This is a genomic window from Pseudoalteromonas sp. PPB1, assembly GCF_015356275.1.
GTDB classification, from domain to species: Bacteria; Pseudomonadota; Gammaproteobacteria; order Enterobacterales; family Alteromonadaceae; genus Pseudoalteromonas; species Pseudoalteromonas rubra_D.
In genome coordinates this window covers 66,694-80,233 of record NZ_JACEQV010000009.1, presented here as the reverse complement: position 1 = coordinate 80,233, position 13,540 = coordinate 66,694, and the positions used below count along the sequence as shown (strand labels likewise).

Annotated in this window: 5 protein-coding genes; all 5 read right to left on the bottom strand. The window is 50.9% G+C overall.

The annotated features are described in order from the left end of the window. Genes IY568_RS10865 through IY568_RS10845 form a run of 5 tightly spaced genes read right to left on the bottom strand, consistent with a single transcriptional unit; the run spans position 1 to position 13,435 of the window. Positions 1-447: a hypothetical protein gene (locus IY568_RS10865; protein ID WP_125560705.1), complete on the bottom strand. Its 447-nt coding sequence runs from the start codon at positions 445-447 to the stop codon at positions 1-3. Next, positions 444-1,292 (bottom strand): thioesterase II family protein, encoded by an 849-nt coding sequence (locus IY568_RS10860; protein WP_194867551.1) that lies wholly within the window; start codon positions 1,290-1,292, stop codon positions 444-446. The genes IY568_RS10865 and IY568_RS10860 overlap by 4 nt, the downstream gene beginning before the upstream one ends. After that, on the bottom strand, positions 1,289-2,338 hold the full coding sequence (locus IY568_RS10855) for an NAD-dependent epimerase/dehydratase family protein (protein ID WP_125560701.1): 1,050 nt from the start codon (positions 2,336-2,338) through the stop codon (positions 1,289-1,291). The genes IY568_RS10860 and IY568_RS10855 overlap by 4 nt, the downstream gene beginning before the upstream one ends. Before the next feature lie 7 nt (positions 2,339-2,345). After that, on the bottom strand, positions 2,346-9,095 hold the full coding sequence (locus IY568_RS10850) for a type I polyketide synthase (RefSeq protein WP_194867550.1): 6,750 nt from the start codon (positions 9,093-9,095) through the stop codon (positions 2,346-2,348). A gap of 2 nt (positions 9,096-9,097) precedes the next feature. Next, positions 9,098-13,435, bottom strand: a complete 4,338-nt coding sequence (locus IY568_RS10845) for a YncE family protein (RefSeq protein WP_194867549.1) — start codon at positions 13,433-13,435, stop codon at positions 9,098-9,100. Positions 13,436-13,540: the final 105 nt, after the last annotated feature.

Below are 13,540 nucleotides of genomic sequence, written 5' to 3'. Positions count from 1 at the left end.
TTATGCGGCCGCGGCAGCTGCAAATCCGTTTGTTTGCTCTTTTTTCGCTTTGTAATATAAAGTCAGCTGTACTGAACTCCAGAAAAACTCAATCAGGATGAATAAGTACAGAATACGGCTGGTATCGAAGGCAAATACATAGAGGCACATTAAGCTGCCGTAATACAGTCTGAGGTAGCCATCGCACATGCCAAAAATGGGCTCTCGTTTGACGATCCTCAACGTCGACCACATGATGGCGAAGCCACCAAATAAATTAGCAAATAGCAAATGAAAGCCTGAAAACTGAGGGTAATCTCCTGTGGCACCAAACAGAGTGTGTGCTTCCTGTAAGGGGCCGGCAAGATACCAGGCCGTGAGTATTGGTAAGGCAAACATACCAGCTGCGAAGTAATCGTAAATGGCGCTGTATAGCTGGGCCTTGGAAAGTTTCTGAGTTGCGTTCATGAATAAGTTTCCTTCGAATTAAAATGTGTGAATGGCACGACGCGTGTTGAGCTTGACGGTAATGCCAGTGCTTTTGATAAAATGTGCAGCAAAGCATGCGATGAAGTGTGAAACATAAAAAAATGTCCCCCTTTCAGTCGGTGGTTGATACACGATTGTCGGGTGAGTCGATGCCACATAGCCATGTCGTGCGGCATTGCCAATTGGTCTTCGGTGCCTGCAATGGTGGTTATCGGTATGTTGATCTCCGGATGTGCACCATGTTGTACGAAGTGCTGGCATTGATGTAAATCAGGTCTGAGTACACTCAAGTGCCCCTGCAGTTCCTGTTCAGATACATCAGCCATCCATTTGGGATCGGATCTGCGCAAGATGTTCATCAATTCGCCGTCCGACATTTCCTGCCAGCGAAAAGTGTGTCGTGTTGGTGGACAGCATGCCAAAGCAAAAAAGTGCTGTGGCAAGGCCATGCCGTTTTCAGCCAAGTGGCCAATAACCGCATAGGCCAGCAACGCGCCCATGCTGTAACCGACAAATGCAAAAGGCATGTTTTGCTGTTCGATGAGCTGGGAGAGCGGTGCCAGATACGCATCGAAGCTATCCGCAATTTGCTCTGTTGCCCGTTTGCCTCGGCCAGGTAACTGCACACATACCAATTCTATATGTTCAGGTAACCTGTTTCGCCAATGGTAAAAAGCGCTCACATCACCGCCGGCAAAAGGAAAGGCATATAATCTCAGCGTCGCCGCCGGATTTTGGCCCAACCCGACGAACCATTGGTCAGCCGGTGAGGGCCTCGGCTGGGCTGGCAAGCGGGTTGGCTGTTCGAACAGCAATTGGTTCATAAATAGGCTTCCCGCTTCTGAGTCTCAGGAGCAATACAGGTTTTACCTTCTTCTGAGCGCATCCATTCACGCGTTAACTCCATGCCTGCTTCAAAGCTGACCCAGCTTTCGAACCCCAGTTCTGATTTAGCTTTATGAATTGGAAAGCCTTGATTTCTGCTGAGCAAGTGCACGGCATGGCGCGTTAGCAGCGGGCGAGACTTGATATTGAGCAACGCATAGACTTTCTCCATCAGGTAGCCAAAGCCAAAGGCAAGGCTCGCGGGGACTTTCATACACTTCCAGTGTTGAGGTTTAAAGCATTGCCCCATCCCCTCTACAAAGTCTTTCCAAGAATGCTCACCTTCATCCCGGATATTGTATGCCTGTCCTGCTGCGGCTGGTATATCAGCCGCACGTAGCATTGCCTCGGTAAGGTTACGCACATACACTAAGCCTGCATGAGAATGTCCCCCATCTAGCAAGACCATTTCCTTATTTAGCATCAGGCGGCTTATTTCTACTACCCATTCCATGGATCTGGGACCGTATACGGATGCGGGACGAAACACCGTCACCGGCACATCACGCTCTTGAACTGCGCGCCAGATCACTTCTTCACCTTCGGCTTTGCTGCGGTTATAAGGCAGGCCAATATTTTGCGGACCATAATCTTCCGACACTGGCGACTTAGGGTAACCGTATACATCAGATGTACTGATGTGGATCAGGCGTTCGGCGTCAGAATGTTCCAGCGCAGCCAGAACGTTTTCTACACCACGGATATTGGCAGCAAAAAATGCGTCATCAGCAGCCCAGTCAGAGGAGAGACCGGCACAGTTATAAATCACTTTGACGTTTTGCGCCGCTGCGATCAGGGTTTCCCGATCTTCCAGTGTGCCATAGACAATATCAACCGGCAGGCCTTCAAGCACTTTACATTTTGGCGATTGGCGCACCAGAACGCGCACTTTTTTGTTCGCCTCTAGCAAAGTATGCACCATGTGATTGCCGATAAAACCTGTTGCCCCGGTAACCAGGGCGTCATATGTTGTATTTGAATCCATTATTGCCTCATACACTTTCTGTTTCGGGTAATTGTTCTGTTTTAAGTTGGGTCATTTCACTCAGCAGGGATTGCAGCGCAAATTCCAGTTCTTCACGGGTATGCTCAACGTTCATAAAGAAACGCAGTCGACAACGATGCTTTTCTACTGCGGGGTAGCCGATTGGCATAACATTGATGTGTTTCTCGCGCAGCCTGGCAGACAAGAGCATGGCAACTTCCCACTCCCCGACAATGATTGGGATAATGGGAGAATGCGTTGTTGGGCCGCAGTCAAACCCAAGCTCCTGTGCCCTGGCGAGGAACCAGGCTGCGTTGCTCTTAAGTTTTTCCAGACGCTCAGGCTCGCGTCTTAGCACCCGGATTGCTTCCAGGGCCGCGGCAGCATTCGCTGGGGTGATACCTGTGCTAAAAATAAGCAATGGCGTGGTATATTTCAGAAATTGAATGAAGTTTTTGGACGCCGCAATGTAGCCGCCGCAACTGCCGAGTCCTTTACTTAAAGTCCCCATCCAGATGTCGACGTCACTTCGCACTACATCGTAGTATTCACCAGCGCCGGCGCCGGTTTTGCCGAGTACGCCAATGGAGTGAGCCTCGTCTATCATCAGCATACAGTTGTGTTGCTTCTTAATACGGATAAACTCTGGCAGATTACCAATATCACCGTCCTGACTGTAGACTCCCTCAATGACTATCAAGACGCGGCGATAATACTTGCGGATTTTGCTGAGGATCTTGTCTAGTTCGGCCCAGTCATCATGGCCAAATGAACGACGTTGCGCACCAGATAGCATCGCGCCGCGTACCGCACAGTCATGGATCCACTGGTCATGGATCACCAAGTCCTGTTTGTCCATAATGTGTCCAATCACAGCCACACTGGTGCTGTGACCACTGGCAAATACCACAGAGGCCTCACAGCCCAGGTAATCGGCAATTTCGGATTCCAATTCATGATGCAGTGGGGTTTCGCCAAATAACAGAGGCGTTGCGGAAGGAGATGTACCGTAGTGTGCAACGGCCGCCTGAGTAGCTGCGATGACTTCCGGGTGGTTAGATAAACCAGAATAGTTAAATGAGGCAAAGTTCAGCACGTCCACATCATTCAGGGTTGCCCGGCCAGAGTTAAGTCCCTGATGGATCCGTCCATAGGGGTTTTCGCCAATTGCATTGATCATGTTGAGACGTGCGATGTGAGTCTGATACTCCTCCGATTGTTCAAAGTCAGTTTCCGGGACAACGGTATGTGACTCCTCGGTCGCTTCTGCTTGGGCTGGCGCTTGAGCCTGCCAACTCATCGCGGCATTCGGTAGTGACGCTGTTACCTGAGTTGGATGAGGATTTAGCTGCGCATCAACAATTGCCACTAGCTCAGCCACACTCGGGTCCTGTTCTAGTTGTTCCGCTTTGAACTGACTTAGTTCGGGCCACGTTTGTTTCAGTTGTTTAGTGAGCTGTTTCACCATTAATGAATCGAGCCCCAGCTGGCTATGCAATTTATCGTTATCATGAATGTCGCTTGGTGCACAGCCCGCGATAGAGGCAAGCAACGACACCAATGTTGCATGGCTAGACTCACGACTAACTTGCGCAGCAGGAGCCGGCTGCGTTATCGCAGTATTCTGAGAAGAGGCTGCTTGTGCTTGTACCTGCGTGGCAGTCATGGCATGCGCCGTAGATTGAGGCTGACCTGCAAGGCTTTGTAGCACGGCAGACTGAGATTGGAATAAAGATAAAGCAGCCTGCATAAGCGAGCTTTCCTGGCCGGCTGGTGGGGTAGCTGGCCTTGTTTGGGCTACAGGCTCAGCTGTTTCTGGCTGATTCCAATACGAATCTCTGTCAAATTGGTACGATGGCATATTTATACGTTTTCCTGTTGAGTGTGAATGTGGGGTCGTTGTTACCGGGTATCCGAGTTGCCACAGTTTTCCCAATGAAACCAGCTGCGCTGAATACGCATCCTGACGTTTTACAATGGACGGGAAGCCGTGAATGGATTGACTATTAATTTGTGCTGTTTTTAAGGCGAAATTAAGCAAAGTCCGTCCTGGGCCCAACTCAATAAAAAGTTTGCCCTGGTGCGCTAAGGCCCTTTCCACAGCACGTTTGAACTGAACCGGTTCCCTCATTTGTCTGGCCAAATACGCGCCATCGGGTCGCTGAGTGAGTATCTCAGAGGTGACCGATGAGATAACCGGAATGGCGGGTTTGGCAAACTCGAACTGCTCTGCAAACTGCTGCAATTGCGCCGCAGCATCAGCCATCATCGGGGTATGAAACGCACCGGAGACTGGTAACCATGAGCCTTCTACTGTCATGGGCAGTGATTGCTTCAGGCTCTCCAGCTGGGCACGTGGTCCCGCAAAGACCCGGTTACCTGGGGCGTTATCAGCGGCTAGCCAGAGGTGTTCATTGAGTGTGTGAGTCAGCTTTGTCAGAGCACTTTCTTCACCTAAGCAGGCGAGCATGGCGCCCTCAGTGGGCGCTTGTGCCATCAGGTGGCCACGTTTGATTGCTAGCTGCATGGCATCAGACAGGGATAAACTTTGTGCGCTATACATGGCTGCTATTTCACCCAGGCTGTGACCCAGAACCAAATCCGGAGCGACACCTTGTGCTTTCCAGAGGCTGTCTAAACTGGCTTGAAGCGCGAATATTAAAGGCTGCTGAATGGCAGTGTTGCGCAGCAAGGTTGGATCTGTGTCCTCGTGCAATAGCTCGACCAGTGACAACTCGCATTGCGCATGCTGGGCGAACAGTCTGTTGCATTGTGCAAAGGTTTTTTTAAACACCGGCTGGTTGAGTAGGGTTTTCCCCATCGCAGTAAACTGACTGCCTTGCCCAGAAAAGCAAAAGACAACTTTGTTACTGTCCGATGTTACGGGCTGAGTGACACTGTGAACTGACTGCTCCAGATCGCTCAACGCCTGAGACAAAGCTTGCATTGAGTCGACCACAGTGCTGAAACGATGCTCAAAAGTGTCTCTGGCGCCTGACAGTGTGTGGCAGATATCAGGCAGCGTAATATCCGGGTTTTGGTCGATGAAGTGCCTGATTGCATTCGCCTGAGCGGACACAGAAGCTGGCGTACGTGCAGATAGCTGAAGTAACTGCGGAGTTTCGGGAGCTGTACACTCTCGATGATCATCCGGCGCTTGAGTCACTAGCAGATGTGCGATGGTGCCGCCAAAGCCAAAAGAACTGACCGCTGCGGTTCTGGGGTTGTTATGCGCTTCTGACCAGGCTTGTGTGTGGCTTGGGATCGTCAGTTCAGCATGCTCCCAGTCGATCCGCTCAGTGGGGGTTGCACAATGTAACTGGCCGGGGACTTTGCCGTGCTGGACACACATAACCGCTTTGATCAAGCCGGCGATGCCCGCAGCAGATTCCAGGTGTCCTATGTTGGCTTTCACTGAGCTAAGCCATCTGGTTGGCGTCTGACGAGAATTGTATATGTTAGCCAGTACTTTAGCCTCAATGGGGTCGCCAAGAGGTGTGCCTGTACCGTGCGCTTCAATCAACCCAACCTGACTCGCACAGAGTCCACTGTTTGTGAGTGCTTGCTCGATGACCTGGTGCTGTGCTTGCGGGTTCGGGGCCGTCAGACCATTGCTTTTACCATCATGTCCTACCGCTGAGCCTGCAATCTGTGCCAGAATTGGATCTCCATCACGTAAGGCATCAGTCAGGCGCTTCAGGACAACTATGCCACACCCCTCACCCCTGACATAGCCATCGGCATGTTGGTCAAATGTGGCACACCGGCCACGCGGTGATAGCATTTGAGCTTCGGTGAAAGCAACGGTGAGATCGGGTTTAAGCATCAAATTAACGCCACCCGCAAGTGCCATGGTTGATTCGCCGCGGCGCAGGCTTTCACAGGCCTGATGCACTGCGACGAGGGAACCGGAACAGGCAGTATCGATTGTCAGCGACGGGCCGGTTAAGTTAAGACAATAGGAAATTCTATTTGCGGCAACGGCTTGAGAGCCGCCGGTACAGCTGTGAATATCCAGCTCTGCGAGATTCTGGCTTTGCAGTTGCCAGTATTCCTGAGGCCCACTGGAGACAAATACGCCCGTTTTGCTGCCTGCAATTGACTTAGGAGCAATGCCTGCATGCTCGAGTGCCTGCCAGCTGTTTTCGAGCAATAAGCGGTGCTGGGGATCCATTTTACTGGCTTCACGGTGTGAAATGCCAAAAATTTGGGGTTCGAATCCATCGACCTGGTCGAGGAAACCACCAAGCAAGGGAACACTATAGCCACTTTTGGTTTTCACCATACTCATGTCTGGCCAGCGATCAGGCGACACCTGAGTAATGGCATCGCGCTGAGAGCATAATAATTGCCAAAACTCGCTGAGATCATTGGCCTGTGGAAAGCGACAAGCCATGCCAATGATTGCAATGGCTCCGTTATCTGACTGTGAATGGGAAGTTTGCGTAGCCGCTGCAACTGGAGTCGGGCCAGATAATTGTTGGCTAAGTAGTTCAATAGCCTGCTCGACAGTGGGTGCCTCCCAGACAAATGTGTCTGACAGTGTCAGCCCGAATGTTTCCCCGAGTGCTTTTGCCAGTTTAACACTGTTGCCTGAGTCCAGACCCAGCTCACTAAAGCTAAGGTTTAGGTTAATATGACTAGCAGGCAAGCCTGTGAGCTGAGCTAGCTGGTGTATTAGCTGAGTACGGATCTGCGTTTTTGTAATGCTCTGATGAGGTGAGGATGAGCTCGTGTCGGCTGTTTCCAGCAGGGCAAGCCAATGAGACAAAGTTGGATTTTGCAACAAAGCACAGAGGTGGCTCTGCGTGGCAAAGCGTGTGCTTATCATGTTATCCAGCTGGCAAACCACGTCAAACTGCAGCGCCAGGTCGGCGAATGTGGGGCTCGCCGTCACCTCTACTGGCTCTGCTTTTAGGGCATCCAACTGGCTCAGCAGCAAGTCTTTGGGTTGTTTGTCAGGGCTGTCCTGAGCGACCTTGGTTTCAAGGTCGTGCGCGACAACACTGGCGAATAAGCAAGGCATTGCAAAAGTTAAGAACGACTCTTTGGCCTGAAAGCGTTGTAATTTTCCACTTGATGTTTGTGGTATCGCGCCACTTTTTACTGCTAATACGGCATAAGGTGTCAGGGCCAGAGGCGGCTCAGCAAGGCGTTGGCGGGTTCGCGCAACCAGGTCTACCAGTGCATCCTCATTGGTGGTGTTTGCTTCGAGCAAAACCACCAGCTCTTCTTGCCCTGCCATAGTAATACTGAACGCGATGGCTTTGCCGATGGCACCTTCGTAGCTCTGCTGTGCGATGTTTTCAATGTCATTGGGAAAATAGTTTTTGCCCCGCAGCACAATCAGGTCTTTCTTTCGGCCGGTAATGTGTAGCTCACCGTGTTCGTCAATGAATCCCAAATCGCCGGTGCGCAGATAGGGTTTGTCAGCTTCATTGCGAATATGAGCATGAAATGTGGCTTGTGATATGTCGGGTTTTTGCCAGTACCCTTTGGCAACGCCTGGCGCATTCACCCAGATTTCACCTACGTGTTGCCCAGAAACACGCTCACAACTGTCTGGGTTAACTATGGCGATCTCGGTATCCAGTGCTGCTTTGCCACAGGCTACAGATTCAATGGCATTTAAAGGGTGCTGTGCAGTGCGCACCTGTCCGGCTTGCAGCGCTTGGCTGTCGAGGTTGAGTTTTCTCGCGCTGTGTTTTGGCTTACCGCCGGACACGATCAATGTAGCCTCTGCGAGGCCATAACAAGGCTGAAAAGTGGCCTCGGAAAAGCCTGCCGGGGCAAAACGTTTCTGAAATGCCTGGATAGTGGCGAAGCGAACGGGCTCGGCACCGGACAGTGCATGTTGCCAGCAACTCAAATCCAAAGCGTTAACTTGTTCATCAGTAAGCTTATTGACGCAATGCTGATAACCAAAGTTAGGCGCCACAGAGACGCGCGCGCGATGGGTTGAAATGAGCTCTAACCATAACTGTGGGTAACGTAAAAACGTGTTAGGTGCCATAAAGTAGCCCCAGCCACCACCGTATACAACTTGTATGATGTTACCGATCAGGCCCATATCGTGATAAGGCGGTAGCCAGGAGACAAAGGTATTGTCTCCATCTAGTGCCTGAAAAATGGCCTGTGAGTTGTGAATAAGGTTAGCATGGCTGACCTCCACCCCTTTGGGGGTGGAAGTGGAGCCTGATGTATATTGCAAAAAGGCTGTGGCATGGGGAGCAGGTGCCACTGGCTGCCAGTCGGTTTGTGCTTGTTTGGGCTGTGCTGGTTCGCGTACACTCAACCAGCTTAGGGTAGCAAAAACCTCTGATTTTGAAGTGATTTTTGATCGCTTGCTCAACAGCTTGTCTGAAGCCAGCGCATATTTGGGCTGGCAGTCACAAATGATCGCTTCGATCCTGGGCAAGGTCTGTTCCAACCTGGCAATAACTGGCGGGAATGCGGGCACTGCAATAGCCCCCGCCAATACACAGCCCCAAAAGGAGATTATATAATCCAGGCCGGGTTCGCTGAGCAAGATGACTCGCTCATTGCATGCCCCCTGACGCTGTAATTTTACTGCCAGCTGTTGCGCTGCCGTAAAGAGCTCGCCATAGGTGAGCGATTGAACCGGTTTGCCTGGCCCGCTCACAAAATGGTAAGCAGGCTGAGACGCAAACTTATCGCTGCGCCATTGTAGTAATTCAACCAAGTGGGCAGGCGCCTCCTGGCCTGCCAGTTTAGAAAAGCACGGGTGATTTAGCATTCTTAATTCCTATCCATGGACTGATCTAGTGCGTTAGCAATGCCATCTGAATCTCGATCCAGTACTGAGCGACGTGCTTCATCCTGATTCGGTTTCGGCGGGTAACACACAAAGGTTGCAGGTACCCGGTTGGCAAGTAATTGGCTAACGGTGAGAGCAGTCCCCACATCTGTTTCCACAATTGACTCAAGTGGCGCTTCGGCAGCTGCAACCGTCATCACATACCCTCCAAAGCCATTATTACCCGCTAGATCACAATGGCCTTCGGCTGCCGCTGCGGTCATAGCTTTGAAGTCTGCCAGCAACGTTTCTGAGGGGGCGCTGGTTAGCGTTAGCTGGCGCCCAACCATGGGTTTGAGGTTGGTATCAAATGCCATCATAAATGCTTCGCCAGCTTCGCGTTCGAGCAACCCGCTTGGATAGCACACACCGTCTTTCTCGCCATATTCAAGGGTAGAGCCGAGCTGAAAACACAGTGGCATCATCTCTGCACTGGGGGGATTCGGACAAACTAAAGATGCAGTCACTGCTTCTACGATGGGGGCTCCGAGCGCACTGGTAACCGGTTTTTGTTGCTGCAAGGCATGCAATGCGCCACGAGCAATGGTTTGCCAACGTTGATCTGAATGGATAGCAGGACTGCTCAGTACTGTCTCGACGACTTGTTTGGCAGCTGTTTTGTCACCTGAGGATGCAGCCAGAGCCAATGGTAGTAAGGTCGACTTATCTGCGCCTAACTTGGCAAAGAAGTCATTGGCCTGATGGGCGACCTGAGTTAAACACTGTTGTGGGTTGAGTGGCACAAAGGCATCAAATGCATCTGGGTTACCGCGCACATCATCGCCACCCAGTGTCCCGGCTGGACGACGTAAAAAGTCCAGAAGCCCTGCAAAGCGATGCAGTGTGTCGGCGGACCCATCATGAGAATACCCGTAACCACGGATCGAGGCACCTTCGTGCTGCGGGTTTCTATCGAAGAACCCGCCTTTGTATATGCCAAAGACACTCTGGCCCACGAACATATCAAACTCATAGGGCTGACCGAATTTACCCGTCCGCTTATACAAGTTTCTCAGATGTGGCACTTTGAATACCTGAGGGATATTAGAGAATGAGTATTCGCCGCTGGTCCCAAACAGTCCCGGTTTTTCGACACCAAACTCGGCATTGGCATGGGGGTCCAATACGTGACAACCCTGACATGTTGTCAAGCTGTCGGCAATGCGCAGTGCACAACTGTTTTTTGTTTGTCTGACCGCACAGGTACCCAGGATATTTTGTTCCTGACCTGCTGGTAATCTGGCATCAATGACCGGGCGACGACTGATGTTTGCATCTCCCCACAGGGTCTCCAGTGCGCTAACCACCTGAGTTGGATCGGTGAATTGCGCTTGTTGTTCGGTAGGCATATCTGTGAAGCTGAGTTGATCAAGTAAGTCAGCTAACACTGTGGTGTCGTGCTGAGCATCCAGTGTCTGAACAAAATCGATAAACCCTAACAGGCCAACTCGCTCTTCGGGATAAGTGTGACCTGCAAGCCAATTCTGGATTTGATCCAATTGAGTCAGGTTATAAACCTGTGCCTGATAATTGTTAGCAGCCTGGTTGCCCGCAAATGCGAGACTGGATAACGGCTGAGTCTGAAGTTGTCCCACAATCTGGGCTTCCATTTTTAACAAGCTCAGACGTTGTTGTAACTGGGCAACTGCATTGCGGTCATTGAGTGCATTGTCGGCGACTTCAACATCCAACCAAGCCTCAGCCAATTCTCCTACGTAGGAAAAACGATCCATGACGTAACGAACCGGGTTACCGTAGCATTCACACTGGTCTGTTTGTGGGTCTATATCAACCAACTGACCATTGGTGCCAATACACTGTCGGTTCGCAAACTGTTCATCCGTCATGCTGACACAGCCGAAAAACGCAGCACGGCCAGCCTGTTGTAATTCAGTGAGAGAGTTGTCTAGATTACGGATTGGGTTAGGTGGATAGCTGATCTTTAACAGGTAATCGGCCAGATATTCAAACTTATTGGTTTCAAGTGGTTGCTCAGAACCCAGCAACCCTACAACGGCTTCGTCAAATTCAATGATCGAGCTGCGTTCGTCAAATGCACCCGTATCTGGCTGTTCACCATAGGTGAACTGAACGCGGCGAACCCGGTCCCCACGCCAATGCGTTGCACCGTGGTTGGCGATGCCTCTCAGAGGTTGGGTGATCATGGGGCCTTTAATCGCTCTAAAATCTGGGTTAACAGCGGCGCGTTTAGGATCGGTTTGCCATGGATCAACCGCCAGATCAGAGACAAAGCCTATCTGAGGTGGAGAGACAAATGGGCCATAGTTGTTAATTGTGCTGGCATCCGGATTACTCAAATCCCAGGCCAGGCTATCGCTGTCACCAAAAATATGGCAGCTGGCACATGCCTGTGCACCATTGGTCGACATTTCAGTTGCATTGTAGAGGGTTGATCTGCCCTTTTGTACCAGGAAAGGTTCTGGGTTGTGCAAAGCGTGACGAGCAATTATTTTTGGCTTTTTACGCCTGATATCGACTTCAATCAGTTCATTGCTGAAGCGCGCCATAACGTAGAGACGTTGCCGTTTATGATCAATGGTAAGTCCAACTGGTCCGGCCATGATAGCGCTGTCATAATTTTGCCTTTTATTTGTCAAATTCAACGATTTGATATGCCGGTTAAAAGTACCGTCCCGGTCGAGATCTTGGGTATCTACATAGGCTAGCTTGTCAGAACCCAGCGCGGCTATGAATAGCGTTTGATTATCTGCTAAGCGACCTCTCTGGTCTTTTTTATGAGTAATATCAATTGCAACGGGAAAGGCCAGTGAGCGCTTCCAGCTATTGCCATGCACCTCTTTCTGTAAGTGGTCGTTGAGATCCTTCACCATGACTGAGTCTTGATCCAGAATACTCAATTGGCTAATTGCAAGACGGCCACGCACTGTTGAGTTTGCGAAGTGGCCAAACCCTTCAAATCGCGTCATGTTATTTGCGTCTTGGTTAACCACGTAGACAGCCCCTGATTTGGGGTGAGTCGCCATGTCGTATAAAATATGGCCGACTCCCGAGAAGGCATGCTCTTCGGTGAGCTGTCCTTGTTCATTGAAAGTGAGAGCAAAGACATCCTCGTCTGGCAAAGTGAACTTCATTAAATCGTTCCAAGCCATAACCGGAGTTTGTTCCTGACTGTATGCCGGATCCTGATCCAGCCAGCAGCCGTTAATGCTGGTATCGAAGTACTCGCCGCACACCTTTGGATCGTCAAAGTACTTCACCATTTGACTGATCACGGGCTGGATTTGTCCTGAAGAGTCTGTGCATGAACATTCCGGCGTCACGCGACCAGTGTCCTGAGGCAAAAACGCGATCAGATTGTGGTTTTGATCGGTCTGGGCGCAAAGCTGCAACTCATGTCGACGTTGCATCGCAGGTCTGGGATCTGGCATACAGCGTCCAATCCCTTTAACGGCAGGCGTACCGCCATACATTTTGATGTCAGGCTTAGTAACAACCAGCAAGCCATTGGCATCCTCAGTAACGTCCCCATGTTCCATCAGATGGTGCAGGTGTTCGATGGCGGCGCCTCGAGTTGTTTCTGCGGCAACCACCGATGTTCGGTTACCTGTGTGATAGCCTGCTACGTACACTTGATGGTGCACTCCCTGGGCATCTGCGGGTGCCAAAGTGATCGCGCGTGGAGCGGTTGTTGTTAAATTAATGACCTGTTCTGCTTCACGCGTTTGGGGGTGGTAAATAACCACATCTGCAAGACCGGCGGGACGGTCAAGCTGTGCATTTTGTGTCGGTGTTCTGACTAAATCAAAGCCATCTCTGGCACCTGGATCCGGGTGGTTTTGTCCGCGGTGGGCCATGGTAACGAGTAGCCGTTTACCGGCTGGTGTGTTGGCGAGTATAATATCCTTTGGCTCGTCGCCCGTTGCGATGGTGTCAACAACCCGGCCAGAACAATCGGAGAGTGCGACATCAACGATGTTGATACTGTCGGACAGTTGATTGACGACCCACAGGGAGGCGCTGTGTCTGGTTTCTGATACCAAAGCGAGTGACACGGGACGCATACCCACTTTGATGGAGCCACATTGCGTTAGTTTGCCGTCCTTAGGTTGAAAAATTTCGAGATGGTCGTCTGGAATGTTTAAGGCAAAAACAAGCCCGCTTTTTTGCGATACCGAGATTGGATTGACGGGATCGGCTTCTAGCAAGGTATAGTCGTTTGATGCTGATGTTGCCGCCGATACAAAGGAGGAGGCGAGTGTCGCTATACCAAGCAGAGTCTTTTTCAATGTCATTTTCATATTTTTGACCCAGTTTAATACACCGGTGAGGTGCAGAATTTGAACGTACAAGGTTGCAGCTGTGCGTAAGGTCAAGTCGACTTTACTGGCGCAACTGGTCACGTT

What these genes read in the sequence shown, in the direction of transcription:
- IY568_RS10865 (WP_125560705.1), bottom strand. Translation starts at nt 447, where the DNA reads ATGAACGCAACTCAGAAACTTTCCAAGGCCCAGCTATACAGCGCCATT.
- IY568_RS10850 (WP_194867550.1), bottom strand. Translation starts at nt 9,095, where the DNA reads ATGCTAAATCACCCGTGCTTTTCTAAACTGGCAGGCCAGGAGGCGCCT.
- IY568_RS10860 (WP_194867551.1), bottom strand. Translation starts at nt 1,292, where the DNA reads ATGAACCAATTGCTGTTCGAACAGCCAACCCGCTTGCCAGCCCAGCCG.
- IY568_RS10845 (WP_194867549.1), bottom strand. Translation starts at nt 13,435, where the DNA reads ATGAAAATGACATTGAAAAAGACTCTGCTTGGTATAGCGACACTCGCC.
- IY568_RS10855 (WP_125560701.1), bottom strand. Translation starts at nt 2,338, where the DNA reads ATGGATTCAAATACAACATATGACGCCCTGGTTACCGGGGCAACAGGT.